Annotated in this window: 24 protein-coding genes and 1 tRNA gene; 13 read left to right on the forward strand and 12 right to left on the reverse strand. The window is 57.0% G+C overall.

All coding sequences use genetic code 11. The annotated features are described in order from the left end of the window. Positions 1–34: 34 nt before the first annotated feature. The gene (locus tag FIL88_RS14740; RefSeq protein ID WP_142854644.1) at positions 35–2,824 is read left to right on the forward strand and encodes a bifunctional aconitate hydratase 2/2-methylisocitrate dehydratase; all 2,790 of its coding nucleotides are present in this window, start codon (positions 35–37) and stop codon (positions 2,822–2,824) included. A gap of 365 nt (positions 2,825–3,189) precedes the next feature. Here FIL88_RS14740 and FIL88_RS14745 read toward each other — a convergent pair. From FIL88_RS14745 to FIL88_RS14775, 7 genes are all read right to left on the reverse strand, one after another. Next, positions 3,190–3,264 (reverse strand) — tRNA-Gln (locus FIL88_RS14745). Positions 3,265–3,519: 255 nt separating this feature from the next. Next, positions 3,520–4,362: a 3-deoxy-8-phosphooctulonate synthase gene (kdsA, locus tag FIL88_RS14750; protein ID WP_142854645.1), complete on the reverse strand. Its 843-nt coding sequence runs from the start codon at positions 4,360–4,362 to the stop codon at positions 3,520–3,522. Between the two features lies 1 nt (position 4,363). Further along, positions 4,364–6,016 carry a KpsE/RkpR family capsule polysaccharide export protein gene (locus FIL88_RS14755; protein ID WP_142854646.1) on the reverse strand — a complete coding sequence of 551 codons (1,653 nt, stop codon included), beginning with the start codon at positions 6,014–6,016 and terminating at the stop codon, positions 4,364–4,366. After that, positions 5,994–6,653 carry an ABC transporter ATP-binding protein gene (locus tag FIL88_RS14760; RefSeq protein ID WP_142854647.1) on the reverse strand — a complete coding sequence of 220 codons (660 nt, stop codon included), beginning with the start codon at positions 6,651–6,653 and terminating at the stop codon, positions 5,994–5,996. The genes FIL88_RS14755 and FIL88_RS14760 overlap by 23 nt, the downstream gene beginning before the upstream one ends. 208 nt (positions 6,654–6,861) lie before the next feature. Further along, on the reverse strand, positions 6,862–8,160 hold the full coding sequence (locus tag FIL88_RS14765) for a Na+/H+ antiporter NhaA (protein WP_142854648.1): 1,299 nt from the start codon (positions 8,158–8,160) through the stop codon (positions 6,862–6,864). A gap of 164 nt (positions 8,161–8,324) precedes the next feature. Then, positions 8,325–9,368, reverse strand: coding sequence for a permease (locus FIL88_RS14770; protein WP_142854649.1), 1,044 nt, complete (start codon positions 9,366–9,368; stop codon positions 8,325–8,327). Further along, positions 9,361–9,702 carry an ArsR/SmtB family transcription factor gene (locus FIL88_RS14775; protein ID WP_142854650.1) on the reverse strand — a complete coding sequence of 114 codons (342 nt, stop codon included), beginning with the start codon at positions 9,700–9,702 and terminating at the stop codon, positions 9,361–9,363. Before FIL88_RS14775 ends, FIL88_RS14770 begins: the two co-directional genes overlap by 8 nt. 96 nt (positions 9,703–9,798) lie before the next feature. On the opposite strand from FIL88_RS14775, the gene FIL88_RS14780 reads away from it, so the two are divergent. Together FIL88_RS14780 and FIL88_RS14785 are read left to right on the forward strand one after the other, a co-directional pair. Further along, the gene (locus FIL88_RS14780; protein ID WP_142854651.1) at positions 9,799–10,386 is read left to right on the forward strand and encodes a uracil-DNA glycosylase family protein; all 588 of its coding nucleotides are present in this window, start codon (positions 9,799–9,801) and stop codon (positions 10,384–10,386) included. A gap of 12 nt (positions 10,387–10,398) precedes the next feature. Further along, on the forward strand, positions 10,399–11,187 hold the full coding sequence (locus FIL88_RS14785; protein WP_142854652.1) for an SseB family protein: 789 nt from the start codon (positions 10,399–10,401) through the stop codon (positions 11,185–11,187). A gap of 127 nt (positions 11,188–11,314) precedes the next feature. Here FIL88_RS14785 and FIL88_RS14790 read toward each other — a convergent pair whose 3' ends face one another. Continuing rightward, positions 11,315–12,877 carry an alkaline phosphatase PhoX gene (locus FIL88_RS14790; RefSeq protein WP_142854653.1) on the reverse strand — a complete coding sequence of 521 codons (1,563 nt, stop codon included), beginning with the start codon at positions 12,875–12,877 and terminating at the stop codon, positions 11,315–11,317. A 142-nt stretch (positions 12,878–13,019) separates the two neighbouring features. Further along, complete coding sequence (locus FIL88_RS14795; protein ID WP_133487168.1) at positions 13,020–13,262, reverse strand: accessory factor UbiK family protein; 243 nt, start codon at positions 13,260–13,262, stop codon at positions 13,020–13,022. 94 nt (positions 13,263–13,356) lie between these two features. Here FIL88_RS14795 and lgt point away from each other — a divergent pair, with 94 nt between their 5' ends. The 3 genes from lgt to pgeF are packed head-to-tail and all read left to right on the forward strand — an operon-like array spanning position 13,357 to position 16,092. After that, entirely contained in the window at positions 13,357–14,253 is an 897-nt protein-coding gene (lgt, locus tag FIL88_RS14800; RefSeq protein WP_142854654.1) for a prolipoprotein diacylglyceryl transferase, read from the forward strand. Beyond that, positions 14,250–15,320, forward strand: a complete 1,071-nt coding sequence (locus tag FIL88_RS14805) for a class I SAM-dependent methyltransferase (RefSeq protein ID WP_142854655.1) — start codon at positions 14,250–14,252, stop codon at positions 15,318–15,320. Before lgt ends, FIL88_RS14805 begins: the two co-directional genes overlap by 4 nt. A gap of 13 nt (positions 15,321–15,333) precedes the next feature. Beyond that, positions 15,334–16,092, forward strand: a complete 759-nt coding sequence (gene pgeF / locus FIL88_RS14810) for a peptidoglycan editing factor PgeF (RefSeq protein WP_142854656.1) — start codon at positions 15,334–15,336, stop codon at positions 16,090–16,092. A 61-nt stretch (positions 16,093–16,153) separates the two neighbouring features. Here the strand turns inward: pgeF and FIL88_RS14815 are convergent, their stop codons facing one another. Beyond that, positions 16,154–16,654: an Lrp/AsnC family transcriptional regulator gene (locus FIL88_RS14815; protein WP_142854658.1), complete on the reverse strand. Its 501-nt coding sequence runs from the start codon at positions 16,652–16,654 to the stop codon at positions 16,154–16,156. Positions 16,655–16,897: 243 nt separating this feature from the next. On the opposite strand from FIL88_RS14815, the gene trxB reads away from it, so the two are divergent. The 4 genes from trxB to FIL88_RS14835 all read left to right on the forward strand — a co-directional run bounded on the left by trxB (position 16,898) and on the right by FIL88_RS14835 (position 21,410). Further along, complete coding sequence (gene trxB, locus FIL88_RS14820) at positions 16,898–17,839, forward strand: thioredoxin-disulfide reductase (protein ID WP_142854659.1); 942 nt, start codon at positions 16,898–16,900, stop codon at positions 17,837–17,839. Next, positions 17,839–18,348: an RES family NAD+ phosphorylase gene (locus FIL88_RS14825; protein ID WP_142854660.1), complete on the forward strand. Its 510-nt coding sequence runs from the start codon at positions 17,839–17,841 to the stop codon at positions 18,346–18,348. Before trxB ends, FIL88_RS14825 begins: the two co-directional genes overlap by 1 nt. Before the next feature lie 185 nt (positions 18,349–18,533). Continuing rightward, a complete protein-coding gene (locus FIL88_RS14830) occupies positions 18,534–20,609 on the forward strand; it encodes a bifunctional sulfate adenylyltransferase/adenylylsulfate kinase (RefSeq protein ID WP_142854661.1) in 2,076 nt (691 codons plus the stop codon). 165 nt (positions 20,610–20,774) lie between these two features. Beyond that, positions 20,775–21,410, forward strand: coding sequence for an imm11 family protein (locus tag FIL88_RS14835; RefSeq protein ID WP_142854662.1), 636 nt, complete (start codon positions 20,775–20,777; stop codon positions 21,408–21,410). Positions 21,411–21,417: 7 nt separating this feature from the next. Here FIL88_RS14835 and FIL88_RS14840 read toward each other — a convergent pair whose 3' ends face one another. Together FIL88_RS14840 and FIL88_RS14845 are read right to left on the reverse strand one after the other, a co-directional pair. Next, complete coding sequence (locus FIL88_RS14840; protein ID WP_142854663.1) at positions 21,418–22,524, reverse strand: endonuclease/exonuclease/phosphatase family protein; 1,107 nt, start codon at positions 22,522–22,524, stop codon at positions 21,418–21,420. A 90-nt stretch (positions 22,525–22,614) separates the two neighbouring features. Further along, positions 22,615–23,028: an Hsp20 family protein gene (locus tag FIL88_RS14845; RefSeq protein ID WP_142854664.1), complete on the reverse strand. Its 414-nt coding sequence runs from the start codon at positions 23,026–23,028 to the stop codon at positions 22,615–22,617. 178 nt (positions 23,029–23,206) lie between these two features. Between FIL88_RS14845 and FIL88_RS14850 the strand changes: the two genes are divergently transcribed. The 3 genes from FIL88_RS14850 to FIL88_RS14860 all read left to right on the forward strand — a co-directional run bounded on the left by FIL88_RS14850 (position 23,207) and on the right by FIL88_RS14860 (position 25,028). Beyond that, complete coding sequence (locus FIL88_RS14850; RefSeq protein ID WP_246066740.1) at positions 23,207–23,407, forward strand: YdcH family protein; 201 nt, start codon at positions 23,207–23,209, stop codon at positions 23,405–23,407. Positions 23,408–23,470: 63 nt separating this feature from the next. Further along, positions 23,471–23,959: a 5-(carboxyamino)imidazole ribonucleotide mutase gene (gene purE, locus FIL88_RS14855; protein ID WP_142854668.1), complete on the forward strand. Its 489-nt coding sequence runs from the start codon at positions 23,471–23,473 to the stop codon at positions 23,957–23,959. After that, entirely contained in the window at positions 23,952–25,028 is a 1,077-nt protein-coding gene (locus FIL88_RS14860) for a 5-(carboxyamino)imidazole ribonucleotide synthase (protein WP_142854670.1), read from the forward strand. The genes purE and FIL88_RS14860 overlap by 8 nt, the downstream gene beginning before the upstream one ends. The last annotated feature ends 192 nt before the right edge of the window (positions 25,029–25,220 follow it).

A 25,220-nucleotide genomic window follows, 5' to 3' on the forward strand; every position in this document is an offset into this window, starting at 1 on the left:
GGGCTGCATCCAACTCATATTTGTAGGGACCGTCATGAGCTTGTACACCGACTACCTAACTGAGATTGAAACACGTAAAGGCGAGGGGCTGAACCCAAAGCCCATCGACGACGGCGCATTGGTGGCTGAACTGATCGAACAGATCAAAGACACCGGCAATGAGCATCGCGACGCATCGCTGAACTTCTTTATCTATAACACACTTCCGGGCACCACGAGCGCCGCTGGCGTCAAGGCGAAGTTCCTGAAGGACATCATTCTGGGTGGGGCCACTGTTGCCGAAATCTCGGGCGAGTTTGCCTTTGAGCTTCTGTCCCACATGAAGGGTGGCCCCTCGGTTGAGGTGCTGTTGGATCTGGCGCTGGGTGATGACGCAGCGATTGCGGCGCAGGCTGCAGAGGTTCTGAAAACACAGGTTTTCTTGTACGAAGCCGATACGGATCGTCTGGACGCAGCCTATAAAGCGGGCAATGCCGTCGCCAAAGAGCTGCTGGAAAGCTATGCCAAGGCTGAGTTTTTCACCAAGCTGCCCGAGGTCGAGGAAGAGATCAAAGTCGTTACCTATATCGCCGGTGTTGGTGATATCTCGACCGACCTTCTGTCGCCGGGTGCCGAAGCACACTCGCGCGCCGACCGTGAACTGCATGGCAAATGCATGATCACACCCGAAGCTCAGGCCGAAATCCAAGATCTGCAGAAACAGCACCCGGATGCGCGCGTGATGCTGATCGCGGAAAAAGGCACGATGGGTGTGGGCTCGTCCCGTATGTCAGGCGTGAACAACGTGGCGCTGTGGACCGGTAAGAAGGCCAGCCCTTATGTGCCCTTCATCAACATCGCACCTGTTGTGGCCGGGACCAATGGCATCTCGCCGATCTTCCTGACCACTGTGGGTGTGACCGGCGGTATCGGCATTGACTTGGACAACTGGGTCAAGAAGCTGGATGCAGACGGCAATGTGGTGGAAGACGAAGACGGCGAAGCCGTGTTGGAAGAGGCGTACTCGGTTGCGACCGGTACCGTCCTGACCATCAACTCGAAAACCAAAACCCTGCATGACGCGTCGGGCAAAGAGCTGAAAAGCGTTGCTGCGGCCTTCACCCCGCAGAAGATGGAATTCATGAAGGCTGGCGGTTCCTATGCCGTTGTCTTTGGTAAGAAGCTGCAGACATTCGCCGCTGCCGCTTTGGGGCAAGAGCTGAAATCGGCTTATGCACCGTCGAAAGAGATCACTGCCGAAGGTCAGGGCCTGACCGCTGTTGAAAAGATCTTCAACCGCAACGCCTTAGGCGTCACGCCCGGCGCGACACTGCTTGCAGGATCGGACGTGCGCGTTCAGGTCAATGTCGTTGGCTCGCAGGATACGACCGGTCCGATGACCGCGCAGGAACTGGAAGCCATGGCAGCGACCGTGATCTCACCTTCGGTTGACGTTGGGTATCAGTCGGGCTGTCACACCGCTTCTGTTTGGGACAAGAAGGCGCAGGCCAACATCCCGAAACTGATGCAGTTCATGAATGATTTCGGCCTGATCACTGCACGTGACCCGAAGGGCAAATATCACGCGATGACTGACGTGATCCACAAGGTGTTGAATGACATTACCGTGGATGACTGGGACGTGATCATTGGCGGCGACAGCCACACACGCATGTCCAAAGGTGTGGCTTTTGGTGCGGACTCGGGCACGGTGGCGCTGGCACTGGCGACTGGTGAAGCCTCGATGCCGGTCCCGGAATCGGTGAAAGTGACCTTCAAAGGTCAGATGGCCGAGCATCTGGACTTCCGCGACGTCGTTCACGCCACGCAGGCACAGATGCTAGACCAGCACGGTGACAACGTCTTCCAGGGCCGCGTGATCGAAGTGCATATTGGGACGCTTCTGGCTGACCAAGCCTTTACCTTCACCGACTGGACAGCCGAGATGAAGGCCAAGGCGTCGATCTGTATCTCGAATGACGACACGCTGATTGGATCGCTCGAACTGGCTAAATCCCGCATCCAAGTCATGATCGACAAGGGTATGGACAATGAAGCCCAATTGCTGGCGGGTCTGATTGCCAAGGCTGACAAACGCATCGCCGACATCAAGTCGGGTGCGAACCCAGCCCTGACCCCGGATGACAATGCCAAGTATTTCGCCGAGGTTGTTGTCGATCTGGACGCCATTGATGAGCCGATGATCGCGGACCCGGATGTGAACAACGAAGACGTGTCCAAGCGCTATACCCACGACACCATCCGCCCCGTGTCCTATTACGGTGGCGACAAGAAGGTGAATCTGGGCTTTGTTGGCTCGTGCATGGTGCACAAGGGCGACATGAAAATTGTGGCCCAGATGCTGAAGAACCTTGAAAAATCGATGGGTAAGGTCGAATTCAACGCGCCGCTGGTTGTGGCCGCACCGACCTACAACATCATTGATGAGCTGAAGGAAGAGGGCGACTGGGAGATTCTCGAGAAATACTCGGGCTTCGAGTTTGACGACCTGTTCCCGAAAGCCGAGGCACGGACCGAGTACGAGAACATCATGTATCTTGAACGTCCCGGCTGTAACCTGTGCATGGGCAACCAAGAGAAAGCCGCGAAAGGTGATACGGTTCTGGCAACCTCGACCCGCTTGTTCCAGGGTCGCGTCGTAGGTGACCTGCCCGAGAAGAAGGGTGAATCGCTTCTGGCCTCGACCCCGGTTGTCGTCCTGTCCGCCATTTTGGGCCGCACGCCGACGATGGAAGAATACAAGGCGGCGGTCGAAGGCATTGACCTGACCAAATTCGCCCCACCGCTGGCTGTTCCGTCAACCACCAATTCGGCGCATTTCTAAAGCGTGAAAAAATTAAGAAGGGCGAGGATTTCCCCGCCCTTGACAAAAAATGCCATACGCAACCGCACCTCGGACTTATCAAGGTGCGGTTGTTCGTTTCTGAGAGCGTGCCACCACCATACCTTCACATACCTATCTTAACGACAAAGCTTATACCGCCCTTCGAGAAAGGTGCACTAACGGCACCTACGCGGCGTAGCTATCAACTGCCTCAGCAAAATTTGAACCCGCCGGTGCAAGTTGGCGGGTTTCTTCTTTTGTGTCGGTTAGTGCGCCAACTGGTCCGGATATATGCACTGGCAAAGTGTTCCGGAGGCAATTTCTCAACTCACTTAAGCGCTTGTAATATAAGGAAAAAGAGAGATTGGCTGGGGTGGTAGGATTCGAACCTACGGTACACTGTACCAAAAACAGTTGCCTTACCACTTGGCTACACCCCAACTGTGAGCGCTTAAGTAGCTAAAGCCGAAACGGGGTGCAACCCTAAAGTTTCGGTTCTTACAGAAATTTCGTTGCACGGTCGAATTGGCAAAAGACGGGCGTTCTCATGACAAGTGTTTCTCGTAATAATAAGAGCTTAGCCGGATTTTTCCTCGGGCGATTACCTGGATTTTGGAGTGAAGTCTCACCAGTTTGCATACGGCAATTATGCCTGAAAAAGGCAGCACAGATTCGCGATCACAGAAGGCTATCGGCTAACTACAGGTTTCGGGGAACGACCGCGCCTTAGCTACCGCATCGAGCGCGGCTAAGTCAGAGAGAAGCGATCCCATGTCATCAATGGGTATCATATTAGGACCATCGGACGGCGCATTGTCAGGATCCTGATGCGCCTCGACAAACACGCCTGCCACTCCAACGGCAACCGCAGCGCGCGCCAACACTGGCGCGAATTCCCGCTGACCGCCAGACGCGCGCCCCTGCCCTCCTGGCATCTGGACAGCATGGGTCGCGTCCATGATCACCGGACAACCGAGTTCTGCCAGTTGCGGTAGTGCTCGCATATCGGTGACCAAAGTGTTGTAGCCAAAGCTGGTTCCCCTTTCGGTCAACAAGATTTGAGAATTCCCTTCAACAACCAACTTTTCCACTACATTCTGCATGTCCCATGGGGCCAAAAACTGTCCCTTCTTCACATTCACAGGTCTATCTGTGGCCGCTGCTGCCAGCAACAGGTCTGTCTGGCGGCAGAGAAACGCTGGGATCTGCAAAGCGTCCGCGACCTCGGCCACGGGGGGGCACTGGTTGGGCAGGTGTACGTCTGTTAACACCGGCACGCCGAGCTCTGCCTTCACGCTCGAAAGCATCTCCAACCCCGCCTCCATTCCCGGTCCACGTTTCCCGTGCGTAGACGTGCGATTGGCCTTATCGAAGGATGCTTTGAAAACAAAGCCAACACGCGCCTTCTGACACGCAACGAGCAAACGTTCCGCCAGAAACAAGGCATGATCGCGGCTCTCTAACTGGCATGGCCCCGCAATCACCGACAAAGGCAGACGATTTCCGAAGCGCACTGAACCTATCGCAACCTCGGACATATCAGGACGAAATCTGTTCGCGTAGGATCGACGCAGTCAGGGACAGCATCAAATAGATCCCCGAAAAAATCAAAAACGCCAGCAGCGTGTTTTCAAACGCCTTCGGATAGGTCGGCTGGTCCGGCGCAACGGGGCTGACGTTTGTGGATAGATAGCGGGTTTGCTTGTTGGCCTCGATCCGAGCGACCTCAAGCTGCTGCAGCGCCTGTTGCATCAGAAGAGTCCGGGTTTCAAGGTTTGTTTGCGCAATACGCAACTGCCCGCTGATCGACGCCAGCGATCCTTTTTCACCGCCGGTATCAGTCAAACGCCCGCGAAGTTCGGCGATCAGACTTTCAAGCCGCGAGATGTCTCCTCGCACACCATCGACGCGGGCTTGATTCGGGCTAGTATTATCCAAGAGCTGCTGGAGTCGCAGTCGTTTATCCTGCAATTGAAGCTCATAAGTGTTGATCTGAGACATCAACGAAGACGCATCCGAGGTCGCATCGAACACCCCGACCTCTTCTTGCAAAGCCAAGACACGGCCTTGAGCGGCCAGCATTTCACGCTCAGCCTCTTCATAGCTGTTTTGAGCACCTTCCATCTGATCTTCCCGCTTGCGCTGGGTCAGATTATCAACGCGCTCTTCAGCATAGGAAATCAATGCCTTCGAATATAGCTCACTCAGCTTTGGTGACGGGGCGACTACTTCCATCTTGATGATGCCTTCGGTCGGATCAAACCCAATTTTCACCCGCTTTCGATAGGCTTTATAGGCCGTTTCGTTACTTGCACCTTGATCAAGCCGCTGAACAACATCAATTGACGGATCGCTGAAACTGTCTTTGAATCCGACGTCGCGGTCCAAGCGCAGCATAGCCTCGCGTGAAGTCAGGTAGCCCTGAACACCGATACTGTCTTGACTTGAGGCCAGCCCGGTTCCAGCGAAAAGCCCACTTGCGCCGCCGCCACTGCCGTCGGCCTGTTGGATAACAAACTCGGACTTTGTCGCGTACATAGGCGTCGCGACGTTGTAATAGTAATAGCCCGCAGCAATGGTCGGAAACACCACAAAAAAGATCAATCGCAGTATCAGCATCTGCAGGTTACGACGCCGGCGGCGGGCAATGTCTCGTTGAATGTCGATGACCGATCTTGCGCGTGCGGCGGCATCGAATACACCGGGTCCGGGCACGCCCACTTGTGGCGCCGGCTGTGGCAAATTGGTCGACTTGCCATCCCCCTCGCCTTCGACCAGTTCAAGCATGTTCGCACGCTTAAAGGGATCAATCCCGGCGCGGCGCAATTTGATTACGGCATCATAATCGTTGTCAGCTTGCACACCGTGTTTCTGTGCCACACGACGGGCCATGCGCAGCTGGCGACCTGTCAGGCCTTCATTCTGTACCTGTGCGATCTCATCGGGGTTTGCGTCAGCGTCCGTTGCACCCGAGGGCCTTGTGTTGCGTTCGATACGCATGGCCGATTTGCCCGCCGCAGGCGGCAATCCGTCTTCTTGCGGAACGGCGGCCATCTGCTCAAGCGGATTAAGCTCGGCTTCCTTTCGGGAAGACGTTTCTTGTGACGCCTCCGAAGCGGCCTGCTCGGTCGCCGAAGCATGCTCTGATCCGCGTCGAATGCGATATCTGCTAACTTTGGGTTTGGTAGTCATAGAGCTGCTTCGCTTCTTCCAAAGTCTCGAACTGACAAAACTGACCATTGGTCAGAACTGCGGCCGAGCTGCATAGTTTTTCCAGTGTTTGGGCCTGATGGGATACCACGATCACCGTGGCTTCTTTCAATCGATCCTGCAAGACGGTCCCGGCGCGACGATTGAATTCCGCATCCGTTGTGTGCGGCATACCTTCATCAATCAGGTAAATGTCGAATTCCATTGCCAGAAGCAACGAGAATGTGAATCGCGCCCGCATCCCGGCACTATATGTCGCAATCGGGAAGTCATAGTATTCTTCCAGGTTACAAAGCCAGCGCGTGAAGGCCTCAAGATAGTCGGGATCAAGCCCATAGAGCCGCGCGATATGGCGGGCATTGTCACGCGCCGACAGCTTGCTGACCACCCCGCCCATGAACCCCAATGGAAACGAAATCCGGCAATCGCGTACAATTTCGCCTTCATCCGGCTTTTCCAGCCCGGCCATCATGTTGATCAGTGTGGTTTTTCCCGTTCCGTTCGGCGCAAGGATGCCAAGCGAATTTCCAAGTTCCACCCGGAACGAGGCCTGATCAAGAATGACCTTGCGTTGTTTCCCGGTCCAGAAGGACTTGCTGACATTTCTAAATTCGAGCATCCGCGCTCCGATACCTCAAGTGTCCTATTCTGTCGTAGGCGAACTTTCTTAACTATCCGCTATAGTTGGCCATTTCGTCTAAAATATGTCTGAACACGCCCAACTTCCAGCGTTCAAAGCACTGAAAAAAGGGGAAAGCGCCAGACAAACTGACGCTTTCCTTCGTATTCCGGCAAAGCTTGGCGCGCAAACTTATGCGATCTTCATCTTAGCCATGCTGTTTTTCAACGCGCAGGACCTTACCCGCGATGAAGGACAGGAACACAGCGCCGAAGCTGAATAGCGCGCCCATTTTGGCGGCATCCTGCACAGGGCCTGGATCGAACGCGACTGCGGCCACGAAGAGCGACACGGTAAAGCCAATCGCCGCTACAAAGCCAATCACGATCAGGTCGACCAGCCGCATGCCTGCCGGAAGCCCAAGGCGCATTGGTCCGACCGCAATCCAACCCATGATAAAGACCCCCAAAGGCTTACCAATAATCAGGCCAGCCAGCACCAGCCATGTGGCCTCGCCAATTGCTCCGAACTCGACCCCGGCGTTTAGAAGACCGAAGAAGAACAGCACGATATCAACCGGAATGGCCAATCCATGCTCCATCTGGTTCAGCGTGTCGGTCAGATATTTTTCTGCTTCCGAGAAGATCCCAAACGCGCGATCCGCATGTGGGATAGCCGGGATGACAGGCAGCAGGCCCAGTGCCGGGTGAATGCCAGCCTGCGCAAAGCCATACCAACTGATGCAACCGGCAATCGCATAGGGGACCCAGCCAAGTTTCTTGCGCACGAAGGTCGAATATCGGCGCAGCTGATCGCCACGGTCCTTGCGGCGTGGCAGCCAGTTGAACAGCACAAATACGATGACCGAAGCAGCAACCGAAAGCAGCAGCCATTCAGGAGCCAATTCGCCCGAGGGATAGAAAATCGCAAGAATGATCAAGCCCGCTGCGTCGTCGGCAATTGCCAGAAGCAGCAAGAAGCGCACGGCCGGGTGGCCTGCGCCAAAGACCATGCGTCCCACCAGATAGCTGAAGGCAATATCGGTTGCGGTCGGGATGGCCCACCCGCGCGACACGGCATCAAAAGTGCTGGATCCAAGGAAATAGGCAATGCCCAGATAAACCGCGATCGGACCGATCATACCGCCAGCGGTCGCGACCAAAGGCGTCGCTGCCTTTTTCCCGCGCAGGCTGCCGTTTTTCAGGATCACGGCCTCCCACACTTCTTTGCCGGCGATGGCGAAGAACAACGCCATCAAGACGTCGTTGATCAGATAGTGGAAAGTCAGAACCTTCTCGACATCACCATATTCAAAGTGATGCGACGCCTCTCCATAGGCTTTTTCCCAATACCCGATATCGATGCCAATCCAGCCGTTAAACCACAGAGGGTACTCGACAAAATGGTGATACGAGTGGGGATCAATATTAGCCCAAATCAACGCAATCAAAGCACCGGCTATCAGAAGTACTGAATAAGTGGTGATGAAATTCCACACACGATACATGGCAAACCCCGTCCTGGTCTTGTTCTTGTAAACAAGCCGCACCCCGAGTGTTAATCTGGGACGCGACCGCATCTTGTTACATTTGGAAATAATCTAAACGGCGTCAAACAACAACAGGAGGTCAGCAATTCTCTGCCTGACTGCTGCCCCCGTCTTTCGCAGGTTTACGCGATGGCGCTCCAACCGATGCCGGCCAAGACGGCCCCGACAACGGCAATCCCCAGATAGGCTGCAAAGACCCGCGGCTTGACCAAGGCCCAGACTGCAACGGCGGCAGGGATGCAGCTGACGCCACCTGCTATTACGAAAGACATCGCGGCCCCGTTTGACATTCCCTGATCCAGCAGAGCAGCGACCATCGGCACTGCGGCGTAGCCGTTCAGATAGGCGGGCGCACCCACAATCGCCCCCAAAAGGATCGGTCCAATACCACTGCCACCCAATACCTGCGCGACCAGCTCTGCCGGGATATAGCGCAGCATCAGCGCTTCGATCATATAGGCCAGAAGCAGCCATTTCCCTAAAAACAGCGCGTTTTCTACGGCGGCGTTTTTAAATGTTTCGCGACGATGCGCCTCGGTCCAGAATTTCCAGTTCACTTCGCCGGAATATACGTCCGCACCTGACCCCGAGCCACAGGACGAGCTGCAACAGGACTTAACCGGCGCGTTTTTTAGCGGGTCGGCAAAAACTGCGGACTTGGCAAATCCTTTGACGATGAAGCCGCCCATCAAGCCAAGACCGACCGCCGCGACCAGCTTGGCCGTTGCAAATCCGGTGCCCAATGTCCCTGCTGTAATCGCAAACATGGCGGGATCCATCAAAGGTGAGGACAGCCAGAATGCCATTACAGCAGATAAGGGCGCCCCAACGGCCAGAAGGGCTGCAATGAAGGGAATAACCTCGCACGAACAAAAGGGCGACAATCCGCCGGCCAATGCAGCCACCACGATCATCCGCGTCTCGCGCCCCTCAAAGGCACGCGCCAGAAGGTTTTCCGCTCCGGTGGCTTTCAAAAACGCCACAGCAAGGATGGCAAACAAAATGAACGGCGCCGTATGCCCCAGTGCCGTCAGTGCAAAGCGAAGCATCGGCATGACCTCGGCCGGATCAAGAGATGCCAGAACTGCTGGCAAGGCCAGAACGAAGACCCAAGCCCAGTCGGGTTTGAACCGCCGCGGCGATTGCGTCTGTGTTGCATCAGCCATGATCGTGGCCCTTTCCTTCGGCGCAATCTGCGCAGCATTCCGACAATAGATAATCTGACAGCGCGCTCATCACGTCATATTCCGCAGCTGCGCAGATGATTGATCGCCCCTGTTTTTCCTGTGTCACCAATCCGGCGGCTGACAGGATCTTCATATGATGGGTCAGGGTTGATCCGGTGACGCCACAGCGTTCGCCCAAAGCGCCAATTGACAGCCCGTCGGGCCCCGCACGCACCAAAGTACGCAGGACGGACAGGCGGTGTTCAGATCCCAGCGCCGCAAATTGCGACGCCGCGATGTCTACATTCAGAAGGTCAAGAGAATCATTTTCCATATTTCTAGTAATATCGAAACATTCGATAGGCGCAATAGTAATTCCGACAAACCTCGAAATATTGAATCCTCATCCGACAGGCCCTAACCTGCCAAAATGACCACCCTACATGATGCCATTTCCGCCTGTACCCTATGTGCAGAGCGTTTCTCGCAGACCGAAACGGCCCATGCCCCGCGCCCTGTGATCTGGTTTCAGCCGGGCACCCGGATCCGCATCATTGGGCAAGCGCCCGGCATGCGGGTGTATAAATCCGGCGTGCCGTTTGACGATCCCTCGGGCGATCGCTTGAGACAATGGATGGGGGTAAGCCGGGACACGTTCTATGACCGCAAACGCATTTCCATAACACCCATGGCGTTCTGCTTTCCGGGCTATGACGCCAAGGGGGCAGACCTTCCACCACCCAAGCTCTGCGCCCAGACATGGGCAAATCAAGTCGATCAGGCGCTAAATGGAATGCCCCTGACGCTGCTTGTCGGCGGCTATGCGCAATCCCGCCATCTGGGGCGGGGTTCTGGCGTGACCGCCACAGTCACAGACTGGCGTGCCCATGCGCCGCAGTGCTTCCCCTTGCCTCATCCGTCGTGGCGCAATACGGGTTGGCTGAAGAAAAACCCGTGGTTCGAGGCCGAGCTTCTGCCCGAGCTGCAAACGCAGGTCACGCGCGCGCTGACCACATAGTCGGAGAATTCCATGAGCGACCTCACGCAGCTGGACCACGCACACGCCGCCATGCATGCAGATCTGAACGACGACGCCGCGCGCATGCGGTTTTACGAACGCTTGGCAGACCGCGAGCTATTCCTTTTGCTTGCCACCGAACCGCAAGGCGAAGACATCGAACCTGAGCTTTTTGAACTTGAGACCGACAAATATGTTCTGGTCTTCGACCGCGAAGAACGGCTAGCCGAGTTCGTGGGCCAAACTGCCCCCTACGCTGCCCTGCCGGGTCGGGTCATCGCGGGAATGCTCGCCGGTCAGGGTATTGGGCTGGGGGTGAATCTCGGGGTCGCCCCATCCTCGATCCTGATCCCGGCCGAAGCGATGGACTGGCTGGCCCAAACGCTCAGCGGCACCCCGGATGAGGTTGAGGCGCAGATCACCGAGATCCTGCCGCCATCCGCCCCCGAAACCCTTCTGACGGCATTGGCTGAAAAACTAGGATCTGCCGGTGGTCTGGCAGACTATGCCTGCCTTGCAGGCGTGCGCCATGCAGATGGACGCCACGGCCATCTGTTGGGATTTATCGCCCCCGCCGACGGTGCAGAGCGTGCATTAGCGGGGGCCGTGAACGAGGCGCTAACCTTCTCGGGATTGGACGCTGGCGAGCTTGATGTTGGTTTTTTCACCCCGGCTGACGAGATTGCACAGAAACTGACAACACAAGGCCTGCGCTTTGATCTTCCCGCTCCCAAAACACCCGAGCATCTGGCCCCTGTTGCGCCGGGGTCAAACCCGGAAAAACCGCCCATCCTGAAATAGCGAACCAGCTTTTTCTTGTCAGAAATATCCCCGCCGGAGGCATGAAAACCACGCCGCGCAAGCAGCGTTCCAAAATGAAAGGGCGCAGAAAACTGCGCCCTTTCCTGTTTGCATGTCGAGAAACGCTTTATCCGCGCGTCCAGATCCACATTGCGTTGTTTTCGTGCTTGCCGGTGTCTTCACCGATAATCACCGAACCATCGCGGCGCACGACCAGGTTGTCCGGGTTGGAAATCGACTCGACCGGGCAGGCATTCGGCGCGTTTTCTTTGTTGTAACCGTGACCAGCAACAACCGGCACCATGGTCTTCACATCGAAGTCAGCTTCCAGCTTCATTTCATAGACCACACCGCATTTGTTGGCTTCCAGACGCACGTCGCCTTCGCCATCTGCCATGCCTTTGCCGATCGACGACATCGCCATGTACATATACGGAACCGACCCGTCTTTCGCGCCTTCATAGTTGATGTTCACACCTTCCATCTTGCGGAATTCGGCGGTCGCACCCAATGCGGCGGCAGCTTTACGGCTTTCCAGAAAGGCCACGCGGTTATCAGCGGCTTTGCCTTCGGCCCAGGCCGCAATCTCTTCTGCGGTGATATAGCTGTTCTGGCCTTCCACGAAGTTGTCAGGCGTGATGCCGTCATATTCGCGCACCCAGCCCGCGATCTCGTCGCTGGTGCCGTGTGCCAGTTTTACCCAGCTAACGTCAAAGCCGGTGGTCGCCGACGGGGCTGCATTGGCTTCGTCCTGCTGAACCATTTTGGCGGCATAAAGCGTACCCGAGGACAGGTCATCGGCCTTGTCAGCCACAAATTTGAAGAACACAACGTCGGTTCCGTCATCCGATAGGTACACGGTCTTGTGGTCGGGCATCACAACCGCGTTTTCGTGGCTGAAACGGCCTAGTGCGAAATGCTTGACCGGAGCAGCCGACGCAGCTGGATCCGATACCTCTACGATATAGCCATAGTCATATGGGTTCGGGAAATCGCCGCCCAGATACTTAGCCAGGTTCAGCTGATCTTCGTGGTATTTATAGCCGGGGTTGTTCCAATCGGCAGAGTTGTCAAAATACAGTTCTTCCGACGACAACGGAGTGGCCCAAGGGGTCATCGTGCCGAAGCAGTTCACCCATGTGCCGCGCACAGCCGAGAAATCCAGCATCATTGTGTCGCCGACCGACCAGGTGCCATCTTCGTTACGGGTCAGGGCCGCGCGGCTCATCCCACCAGGACGGTTTTCCCAGTTGGTGAACAGGAAGCCAGTGTTTTCACCGGTTTTGACATAGCCGTTGAAATCCGGATCATTTGACGTCAGCAGCTCTTCGCCACCAACCGTTTTGATCACGCCCATGACGCCATTGTCGCCTTCCTGCATCAGGATCTGATAGTCGCCCAGTGTCGACATCACGCGTGTCTTGTCTGCGTCTGCGGTCGGGGCAGCCATGCCTTCGGCGTCCCAGTTCACATTCGAGATCACACCAACGCTGGCCTTAGCAAATTCATTGCCCAGCTCTTTTTCAGGGTGCTGCGTGTTGAAGAACAGGTCATTGCCTTCTTCGTAGATGCCGGTGATTTCGGCACCCAGCTGAACGGTGGCCACACGTTTCAGGTTGTGTCCATCGGCCAAGGCAACAGCGGGGGTCAGCGACGTGGCAGCCAAAAGGCAAGCTAGCGTCTTTTTCATGGGAATCTCTCCTAGGATCATAGCCGCGCACGTAATTGCACGCTTAGGCGTTCTCCTAGGTTGGGACTATGACAGCCCCGACACATCCACGTAACACTTCTGCGACACCCGGAAACTTGCAAAAGCCCGGGCATCCCGAAGATTATTTCTTGGCTTCCAGCGCGTCCAAACGGGCCTTCAGCGCCTCGTTTTCTTCACGGGCTTTCTGGGCCATGGCGCGGACTGCGTCGAATTCTTCGCGGGTGACAAAGTCGCGATCCGCCAGCCAGCGATCCATCCAGCTTTTCATCGCGGTCTCGGCTTCGTCCTTCGCGCCCTGCGCCACGCCCATGGCGTTGGTCATCAGTTGGGAAATATCATCAAAAACCTTGTTGCGCGTCTGCATCTGCTTCTCCTCGCTTGAGCTGACCCTTATATGGGGTCTTGAGCAGGCCGAGACAAGCTTGACTTGCCCCGAAGAAGAGGTTCAACACCAACCTATGTTTATGGCCATCCCTTTCCCCGACATCGCGCCCGAGATCTTTTCGATCGAACTGGGCAGCATCACCTTTGCCCTGCGTTGGTACGCGATGGGCTATCTTGTGGGCATCGCAATCGGCTGGTGGATCATCGCCCGCGCGCTGTCCTTTCCGGAGCTGTGGCGCAACGCGCCGCCGATGACGCGTGCGCAGCTGGAAGATTTCGCAACTTGGGTCATCCTAGGGATCATCATTGGTGGTCGCTTGGGGTCAGTGATTTTCTATCGCCCCGACTATTTCTTCGCGAACCCTTGGGACATTCCCAAAATCTGGCTTGGTGGCATGTCATTTCACGGTGGCTTTCTGGGTGTGATCCTCGTGACATGGCTCTATTGCAGGCGTCACAAATTGCTGACCGCCTCGGTCGCAGACCTGCTGGCCATCGCAGCCCCTATTGGCATCGGCCTTGTCCGCGTCGCGAACTTCATCAACGCCGAGCTTTGGGGCCGTCCGACCGACGCCCCATGGGGGGTTATCTTCCCGGGCGAATACGCGCAACATTGCCCCGGATGGGATGCGGCCATTGGGGCCTGTGCCCGCCACCCCAGCCAGCTTTACGAAGCCCTGCTGGAAGGTGCTGTCTTGGCGATTGTGCTTTTATATCTTGCTTTCCGACGCGGATGGCTGAAAACGCCGGGCCGCCTGACTGGGCTGTTTTTCCTTGGTTACGGCCTGTCCCGCTTCGTGGTTGAGTTCTTCCGTCAGGCGGATGCGCAATTCATCACCCCCGACAACCCATGGGGCCATGTCGTTCGGGTCGGAGATCTGGGCATCACCATGGGCCAAACCCTGACGCTTCCCATGATCGCCATCGGCATCGTGACGTTGATCTGGGCCAGGCGACGGACACACGAATGAACGCTCTCGAAAAGCAACTAATTGGTCGCATTTCGAAATCAGGGCCGATCTCGATCGCCGACTATATGGCTGAATGCCTATTGCATCCTGAACACGGATATTACGCAACCCGTGATCCGCTTGGCGTCGACGGGGACTTCACCACCGCCCCCGAAATCAGCCAGATGTTTGGCGAAATGCTGGGGCTGTGCTTGGCGAAGGCGTGGATGGATCAGGGTGCGCCATCGCCCTTTGCGCTGGCCGAGCTGGGACCGGGGCGCGGCACACTGATGGCTGACATTCTGCGCGCCACCAAAGGTGTGCCGGGATTTCACGCCGCCGCAAAGCTTCATCTGGTCGAAGCCTCGCCCGTGTTGCGCACCCGACAGATCGAGCGCCTTGCGCCACACACCGTCACCCACCACGACAGCATAGGCAGCTTGCCCGACGCACCTGTGTTCCTTGTTGCCAACGAGTTCTTCGACGCCCTGCCCATTCGCCAGTACCAGCGCGACGGTGACGGTTGGAGGGAATGTCAGGTGGGACTGGGCGACGATGCGCTAACGATGGGCCTGACCGCCCCCCTGCCCGTCCCCACGCTGGCCGACCGGCTGGCCGACACGCAAGACGGCGATGTGGTCGAAATCTGTGCGCCCGCCCAAGGAGTGATGTCCAAGCTCGCAAGCTTTATTGACACGCATGGCGGTGCAGCGCTGATCATTGACTATGGTGACTGGCGATCCATCGGGGACACATTTCAAGCGCTGAAAAATCACACGCCGGTATCGGTACTGGACACCCCCGGTCAGGCCGACCTGACCGCGCATGTGGATTTCGAGGCTTTGGCCCGCGCCGCCGCCCCCCTGACCGCACACCAAATGACCCCACAGGGCGTGTTTCTAGAGCGTCTGGGCATCACCGCGCGTGCGCAGGCGCTGGCAGACAGGCTCAGCGGAGATGCACTGAACAGCCACATTACTGCACACCGGCGCTTGACGCACCCGGATGAAATGGGGACTCTCTTCAAAGTGCTGGGACTGACTCGTGCGGATTCCCCCGATCTTCCCGGCCTGCATCGCAACCAATGACAGGCGCGCCCGGATGACACTTGAGATCCTGACCTCTGACGCCCTTGGCCAGACACGGCACGGGTTCTTCACCCGTAAAGGCGGCGCGTCTTCGGGCGTCTATGCGGGATTGAACTGCGGTAGTGGCAGCAAGGATCAAACCGAGCTTGTGCAGATCAACAAAGATCGCGTCGCACAGGCATTGGAGGTGCACCCGGCCCATCTGTGTGGTGTCTATCAGGTGCATTCGCCTGACGTGGTCACGGTTCATGAACCGATGATCGGCGACCGACCAAAAGCAGATGCAGTGGTCACTGCAACGCCCGGACTTGCCCTGTCGATCCTGACTGCTGATTGTCAGCCAGTCTTGTTTTCGGATCCTGACGCACAGGTGATCGGCGCGGCGCATGCGGGCTGGAAAGGCGCCATCGGTGGCGTGCTGGAGGCTACGCTAGACGCAATGGAATCGCTTGGCGCGACGCGCGCAAACATCACTGCTGTGATTGGCCCAACGATCAGCCATGAAGCCTATGAGGTCGGCCCTGAATTCCGGGAAGAGTTCACAGCGCATGACAGCAGCTATGATCGCTTCTTCACCAATGGCAATGGTGATCGCGCCATGTTTAACCTGCCCAGCTTTGGGCTGCATCGCCTTGAAGCGGCGGGTGTCGGGCACGCTGAATGGACCGGTCACTGCACCTATTCCGACCCCGAACGGTTCTATTCCTATCGTCGTACTTGCCACAAGAAAGAGCCGGACTACGGGCGCTTGATCTCGGCAATCCGCCTCTGACCCACAAAAAATGCCGCCAACAGTGTGGGCGGCATTCATGACTCCGGCGATCTCGATTTCTTTACGGCGTGTCTTCCATCCGCGCTTCCAAAACATCAAACGGCACACCCGGCTCGTCCTTGGCACCGCGAATGACCAGCGAGGTCTTCACCGACGCCACATTTTCTGCCGATGTCAGCTGCTCGGTCAGGAAGCTTTGGAAGGTCGACAGATCGGGCGCGACACATTTCAGGATGAAATCCACTTCGCCATTCAGCATGTGACATTCGCGGACCAGCGGCCAGTCACGGCACTGTGCCTCAAAGGCAGACAGGTCAATTTCGGCCTGACTGACCAGACCGACCATTGCGAAAACCTGCACCTCAAAGCCCAGCGCGCGGGCGTCTACATCCGCATGATAGCCCCGGATCAATCCATGCTCTTCCAACGTACGCACCCGTCGTAGACAGGGGGGCGCTGAAATCCCGACACGTTTGGCCAGTTCCACATTGGTCATACGACCGTCGGCCTGAAGTTCGGCCAGAATCATACGGTCGATAGGGTCAAGTTTACTTGCGGACATTAGGTTGCCTTCTGATGAGCATCCGGTGGCGCGCCAACAGGCGGCTTCCGATCGGAAATTGCGCAGAGATTACATCTGGATGACGCATTGCGCAACAATCTTTCGCATCTACGCAACATCATTTCCTGAGAGAGCCCCCCGCCACGCCGTCACAGCACCGTGAAGGCGTCGGGCACAGGCCTTTCAATACAGCTCCAGCTCGCTTATATGCGTCACGAAACAAGATTGCTCAAGGAATAATCCATGTCCGAGACTCGCCACACCAAAGTTCTGATCATCGGCTCCGGCCCCGCTGGGTACACTGCAGGCGTTTACGCCGCGCGCGCCATGCTGGAACCGATCCTTGTGCAAGGTATGGAACCGGGTGGCCAGCTGACCACCACGACCGAGGTCGAGAACTATCCGTCTTTCATCGACATCCAAGGCCCCGAGCTGATGATGAAGATGGAAGAGCACGCCCGCGCAATGGGAACCGAGGTGATTGGTGACCTGATCGTGGATCTGGACATCTCAAAACGCCCCTTCACCGCCAAAGGTGACAGCGGCACGGTCTATACTGCCGATGCCGTCATTCTGGCCACCGGCGCACGCGCCAAGTGGCTGGGTCTGGACAGCGAAGAGAAGTTCAAAGGCTTCGGCGTTTCGGCCTGCGCAACCTGTGACGGCTTCTTCTATCGCGGCGAAGAGATCGTCGTTGTGGGTGGCGGCAACACAGCCGTCGAAGAAGCGCTGTTCCTGACCAAGTTCGCGTCGAAAGTGACCTTGATCCACCGCCGCGACACGCTGCGCGCGGAAAAGATCCTGATCGACCGCCTGATGAAAAATGAAAAGATCGTGCCCCTGTGGGATCACACGCTGGACGAGGTCGTAGGCGACGAAAACCCGCTGGGCGTCACCGGCGTGCGCGCCAAACATGTCGACACCAGCGAGATCACCGAGGTCCCGGCCAAAGGTGTTTTCATCGCCATCGGCCACGCGCCCGCAAATGAGTTGGTAAAGGACACGCTGGAAACCCATATGGGCGGCTATGTCGTGACCAAACCGGACTCGACCGCCACGTCGGTACCCGGTGTGTTTGCCGCTGGTGACCTGACAGACCACAAATACCGCCAAGCTGTGACCTCGGCGGGTATGGGCTGCATGGCTGCGCTGGAAGCAGAGCATTTCCTGGCCGAACAAGAGTGATGACCGATCTGCTAAGCGTGACCCTGAACGGTCTGTTTTGGCGATCAACTTTTCTGGGGCATGAAGACAGGATTCTTGCCCCAGCCTCTGCCCCATTCGGGCGCTGGCATACCGAAGGGCAGAAAGCGCTTTATCTGTCGGGAACGCCTGAAGGTTGCCGGGTTGCGCTGAATGTCTATCTTCGCAAAGATGACCCCGAGCGTGGAATATATCCCCTGCGGGTCATCAACGCACAAGTGGCAGATCTGCGGGACCCGGAAACCCGCGCAGCTTACAGCGCACCCCTCGACGAAATTCATGCACGCTGGGCCGATCTGCGGGCCGAAGGACTAAATTCACCGACGTGGCGGGTTAGCGACCGGGCACGCGCTGCCGGGCTTGACGGCATCCTGACCCCGTCCCGCTCGCGGCCTGACCTGACCCACCTGACGTTGTTTCAGTGGAACTCGGCTGGCGCGGCCCAGGTTGCACAGGCCGGCGCACCCTTACCGTTTCACAACGAGAGCTGATTAGACAGAACGGTGCTGTCCATTGCGATTATCCCCGCTTCAATGCTCTTGGCAAAACACTGTTCCACAATAAACACAGTCTGCGTGACTTTCCCCGTATATTAGAATCCTCGTCAAAAACCTCTTTGCCCGACACTGAATTCATGCGAAGCGTTCACGCGTGAACACACTTTGAGTCGCCAGTTATGTCGTCACCCGTGACAAAACCCAATCCGGACGAGGAAGATCAGCTCTTCCGCCTTCTGCGCCAACTGGATACGGCGCCGGAAGCTTCGCAACGCGCGATCGCTTCTGCGATTGGAACGTCGTTGGGGCGGCTTAATGCGCTTTTGCGCATGGCAGCCGAAGACGGCCTGATCACGATAAGTGAGCGGGCCGGACCCGATAAACGCCAGCGGTTTGCCTATTCGCTTACCGCACGTGGCGCGTCCGAGAAGGTGCGGCTCACAGACATTTTTCTGAACCGCAAGCTTGCAGAATATAACGCATTGCACGCGGAATTAACTGGTACAACCAGCGGCCTGGTTCCGCTTAAACACAGGACCAATCTTATGGAACACAATCTTGCTCCGATCCCGGAACTCTATGTCAGCCACGAAAGCGCGCTGAAGCTGAAAGTCGAAGCGGCTGATCTGACCAGTCACGACCTGACCCCGCGCCAGATCTGCGATCTTGAGCTTCTGATGAACGGCGGCTTTAACCCGCTGAAAGGCTTCCTGAGCGAAGAAGACTATAACGGCGTTGTGGAAAACATGCGTTTGGCTGACGGCCAACTGTGGCCGATGCCGATCACGCTGGATGTGTCCGAAGATTTCGCCCAGTCGATCGAACTGGGACAAGACATTGCCCTGCGCGACCAGGAAGGTGTCATTCTGGCGACCATGACTGTGACCGACCGCTGGGAGCCCAACAAGGCCCGCGAGGCCGAAAAGGTTTTCGGTGCGGATGACGACGCCCACCCGGCTGTGAACTATCTGCACAACCAAGCGGGCAAGATCTATCTGGGTGGTCCGGTTGTCGGCATCCAGCAGCCTGTCCACTATGATTTCCGCGCTCGTCGCGACACCCCGAACGAGCTGCGCGCCTATTTCCGCAAGCTGGGCTGGCGCAAAATTGTGGCCTTCCAAACCCGCAACCCGCTTCACCGCGCGCACCAGGAACTGACCTTCCGCGCCGCGAAAGAAGCGCAGGCCAACCTGCTGATCCACCCGGTTGTTGGCATGACCAAGCCGGGCGATGTGGACCACTTCACCCGCGTGCGTTGCTATGAAGCCGTTCTGGACAAATACCCGGCATCGACCACCACCATGTCGCTTCTGAACTTGGCGATGCGTATGGCTGGCCCGCGCGAAGCTGTTTGGCACGGCTTGATCCGCGCCAACCACGGCTGCACCCACTTCATCGTGGGCCGCGACCACGCTGGACCCGGCAAGAACTCGGCTGGTGAAGACTTCTACGGCCCCTATGACGCGCAAGAACTGTACCGCGCGAACCAATCGGAAATCGGCTGTGAAATGGTCGACTTCAAGCACATGGTTTGGGTTCAGGAACGCGCTCAGTATGAGGCGATCGACGAAATTAAGGACAAAGATGACATCACCATCCTGAACATTTCAGGCACCGAACTGCGTCGCCGTCTGGCCGAGGGTCTTGAGATCCCCGAGTGGTTCTCGTTCCCCGAAGTGGTCAAGGAACTGCGTCGCACCAAACCGCCACGCGCTAAGCAGGGCTTTACCGTGTTCTTCACCGGCTTCTCGGGTTCGGGCAAGTCGACCATCGCCAACGCGCTGATGGTGAAGTTGATGGAACAGGGCGGCCGTCCGGTGACGCTTCTGGATGGTGACATCGTACGTAAAAACCTATCGAGCGAACTTGGCTTCTCGAAAGAGCACCGCGACCTGAACATCCGCCGCATCGGCTATGTCGCGTCCGAGATCACCAAAAACGGTGGTATCGCGATCTGCGCGCCCATCGCGCCCTATGCGACCACCCGCCGTGCGGTCCGTGAAGACATCGAAGCCTTTGGTGCCTTCGTGGAAGTGCATGTCGCAACCTCGATCGAGGAATGCGAACGTCGCGACCGCAAGGGCCTCTATAAACTGGCCCGCGAAGGCAAGATCAAAGAGTTCACCGGGATCTCGGACCCCTACGACGTGCCCGTGAACCCGGAACTGTCGGTCGAGACTGAAAACGTCGATGTCGACAACTGCGCCCATCAGGTTCTGCTGAAACTGGAAAGCATGGGTCTGGTGAAAGCCTGATCCGGGCAGATTAAAAAACGAAAGCCCGGCCGTAGCGCCGGGCTTTTTTTATCGTATTGACGCACGATCTCGGCGCGCAGATAACAGCACTCGACCTCGCCCCTAGGTGGATTTCGATCGCCTGCCAATAATTTCAGAAGCCCTGCCCCGTTTGGAGACCCGCCTATGGCACGCCGTGAGAAGAAACCGTTGGTTTGGTTTAGTAAAGTGTTCGTCGATTCAACCCTGCTCAAAGGCTTTGAATCTGATACCTATCAAAATGATCGTGATCTGGCAGTGGACGCCATGCGCCGCAATGTATTGGGTGAAGATCTGCCTGCCGAGCGCTTCGCCACAGAGTTCTGGTACGAATACGGTGACACGAAAATCCGCAAAGTGCCCGATTTTGCGATGATCGGCGGGTATTGGGTCGTCTCGCAAGAGATGAAAGATGTGTTCGAGCAGTTCGACCTGGGAAAAACCTCGTTCTATCCAACCAAACTGTATGAGCATAATCGTAAAACCGAGGTTGCGGGTACGCATTACTGCATCAACTTCGCCGAGGTGAAGAATAGTTTCCTGCCACAGCATTCACCCGAGGTCGAAAAGCCGTTCAAAAGCGTCGACTATTACAAATTAGAGGGATGGATGGACGAAGGCATGGTTGCTGTGTCTGACGACGCCCTTGACGGCGTAGACCTATGGCTCGAGGGCAGTTTACGCAAAAGCCTGTTTTTCAGCGACCGTCTTGTGTCGGCGCTGAAAGATGCCAAGCTTACGCGTCGTCTTAGCTTGCGTAAATGCACCATTATAGACGGCTAATCCCCCGCTAACCGCTCAACCCATCCGGCATTGGGTTCCAGTCGAAATAGGCTTTGACGATCCCGTGGTCTGACGCGCCCAGTTCTTCTTCGAAATCTTCGCGGTTCAGGTGGTCGTTGATCACTTCCATCTCGCGGAAGGACCAAAGGCGTTTGCGCGAGTGGTCATAAAACTCCTCGCTAACCAAAATATGGTCAAGACTCTCGCGCTTATGCTTGTAGACATGGGTGTAATAGACATGCCGCATCGAGCGGTATTGTTGAAGCCGCTCGACGGAATACAGCCCTTTGTCAGCGGACAGCCCTGCCCGGCTTTTCTGCACCACGCGATAGGTGGGTTGATCAGATATCAGCTCGTTCGTCACGGACATCGTGTCATCGTTCAGATCGCCCATCACGATGGTGGGCGAGATGTCGTTTTCGTCCTCGGACTTCATCCAGCCGTCCAGAAGCACGCGAAGCGCGCCGGCCTCCATCACGCGGCGCATATGCGCCAGCGTGGATTTCGCGTGTTTAGCGTGGTGTTGCAGAATGATCGGTTGCGGCTGCGCAAAGGACACGCGGGCCGGTCCCTTAGATTTCAGATGCGCCACAACGATGGTGACTTCGGGCGGCGTCGGGTTGTTTCCTTCTGGGTGAATCTTTGCGATCAGCAAGGGCCGCGAGAATTTATTGATGGTGATGGTGATCTCTTCTTCAGCGCCTGCCGTCTCGCGCACCTTGTCGAAGCGGAACTGCGGCGGGAAATCCGCATGCCAGCCGCCTTGCGCCAGCTGAGAGTTGCCATGCCGATCTTTACGCACCGCCAACGCGACCTGAGGCCGCCCCCGCCCCGGCGCGTCCCGCGCGACAAGGTCATAGTCGTTGGTCAACCCAGCCTCGGCAAAACATTCGCGCAAGGCCAGAACCGACCAGAGCTCCTGAAAGGCGATGACCTCGGCGTCGACCTCTTTCAGGCGCGCGGCGGTCCATCGGATTTTGCGCTGGTAATAGGCGCGCCCTTCGTCATCATCTTCGATATGCGGCTGGTTAGAATAGGTAATCCCGCCGGGGACCTGAAGGTTGAAAAGATTGATCGTCGCAAAGCTTAGATCACGCATATTCGCACGGGCCATGGCAAAGTCCTCCTGAAATCAACTTCTGGAAGAATAGCATGATTCTGTGACAATTGCGGATGGCAGGTCAAATTCGTCTGAACGCGGGCTTTATACTTTGTTGATCGTGATCGTCTGAACCACGGTTTCCGGCTCAGCCCGCTCAAGATCAATATGCAGCAACCCGTTTTCAGTCTTGGCGCCAACCACCTCGACCCCATCGGCCAGCACGAAGCTTTTCATGAACTGGCGGGCAGCGATGCCCCGATGCAGGAAAACCCGGCCTTCGCCTGTGTCACCTTGAGATCCGCGGATCACCAACTTCGCGTTCTCGACCGTGATCGACAGATCGTCATCCGCGAACCCGGCCACGGCCAAAGTAATCCGATAGGCCTTGTCTGACACTTGTTCGATATTAAACGGGGGATAGCCATCTTTGCCAGATTTCGCGGCCTGCTCGACCATGCGTTCCAGCTGTTCAAACCCCAGAAGGAACGGATGCGTTCCCAAGCTTACTTTCGTCATCGACACGTCCTTGAATAAGCGACACGTTGCAATTGGCCCCCAAAGGCTGCCACGGATTGAATATGGGAGCCACGACAACCAGTTGCAAGGCGGCTTTTACTTGGAGATTGCCCCCGCCTGACGTTATGATCAGGCGACCACTCAGCAGAATGACTCGAAAATGAGCAATGCCCAAGAAATGAAGACCGACGACGTGCTCCGTGTGGAGCTTGAGGTCTTCCGCGCAGAACATCGGGATCTGGACGAAGCCATCCACGCGCTTGAAGAAAGCGGGCGGGCGGATCAGCTGCGTCTGCGGCGCCTGAAAAAGCAAAAGCTGTCTTTGAAGGACAAAATCGCCCGGATCGAAGACAAATTGACCCCGGATATCATTGCCTGATTGCATCATTGCCCCGCGAACCTGTAAGGATGCGCCAACTTTCCTAGGGGATGCGAGGATCATATGACGGATGTGAAAGTCGGGATCATCATGGGCAGCCAGTCGGACTGGCCCACGATGAAGGAAGCCGCCACGGTATTGGACGAACTGGGCATCGCGTATGAGGCCAAGATCGTGTCCGCGCACCGCACCCCTGACCGTCTGTGGGACTATGGCAAGACCGCCGCTGATCGTGGGTTGCACGTGATCATTGCGGGCGCTGGCGGAGCGGCGCATCTGCCCGGCATGATGGCGTCGAAAACCCGTGTGCCCGTTGTGGGCGTGCCAGTACAAACACGCGCATTGTCTGGTGTCGACAGCCTGTATTCCATCGTACAGATGCCCAAGGGCTTTCCGGTCGCCACCATGGCCATCGGCGCTGCTGGGGCGGCCAATGCCGGCCTGATGGCCGCTGGCATTCTGGCCGTGTCGGACGCTGATCTTGCAACCCGGTTGGATGCGTGGCGTGACGCGCTCTCGGCCTCGATCCCGGATGAGCCCTCGGATGACTGATATGCTGACCACAGGCGCTACCATTGGCATTCTTGGCGGCGGTCAGCTGGGCCGAATGCTGTCGGTCGCGGCCTCGCGCCTTGGCTTCAAAACGCACATCTTTGAACCGGGTGCCAACCCGCCCGCAGGTCAGGTCGCCGATCGCGTGACCACCGCTGGCTATGACGACATCGCTGCGCTGGAAGCCTTCGCGGCCTCGGTCGACGTGATCACCTATGAATTCGAGAACATCCCCACTGAAGCGCTGGACGTGCTGGAGGACCACAAGCCGATCCGTCCCGGTCGCGAGGCGCTGCGCGTCAGTCAGGATCGCCTGACCGAGAAGGACTTCCTGTCCGGCTTGGGTCTGAAAGTCGCGCCCTATGCGAATGTAGAAAGCGCTCAGGACATGGATGCCGCGGTCGCACAGATCGGCACACCTTCAATCCTGAAGACGCGCCGCTTTGGCTATGACGGCAAAGGACAGGCGCGGCTAAAATCCGACGGTGATGCAGCCCCGGCACTGACTGACATGCAGGGCGCCCCCGCCGTACTCGAGGGCTTTGTGAATTTCAGCCACGAGATCAGTGTGATCGCCGCACGCGGCATTGGCGGAGATGTTGCCTGTTTTGATCCCGGCGAGAACGTCCACAAAGATGGCATCCTCGACACAACGACCGTGCCCGCAAACCTGACCGCCTCGCACCGGATGGATGCGGTACTGATGGCGGCAAACATCCTGAATGCACTTGACTATGTGGGCGTCATGGGCGTCGAACTGTTCGTCACGCCGAAAGGTTTGATCGTGAACGAGATCGCCCCGCGTGTGCACAATTCGGGACACTGGACCCAGCAGGGCTGCACCATCGACCAATTCGAACAGCATATCCGTGCCGTCGCGGGATGGCCGTTGGGCGACGGGTCACGTTTTGCAGATGTCGTGATGGAAAACCTGATCGGCGATAACATGGACCGCGTGCCGGAAATTGCGCGTGAAGGAAACGCATCGCTGCACCTTTACGGCAAAGCCGAGGTCAAGCCGGGGCGCAAAATGGGGCACGTGAATCGTGTCACACCGACGAAGGCATAGCCGCTCCTACCAAAGGAAATCAGATCGCCCGCAAGTATTTGGCGGGCGGTTTTCGTATTGGCTGAACAATCCCCCTTCAGATCCACCTTTGCGTATGGGTTCGGGACAATAACACCCGCAAAGCGCGTGTTAGTGGTGCCACACCAGATATGGCAAAATTATTATTTCCCACTGCAACATTTTGTAGTTAAA

The sequence above is a fragment of the Aliiroseovarius halocynthiae genome, assembly GCF_007004645.1.
In the GTDB taxonomy this organism is placed as follows: Bacteria; Pseudomonadota; Alphaproteobacteria; order Rhodobacterales; family Rhodobacteraceae; genus Aliiroseovarius; species Aliiroseovarius halocynthiae.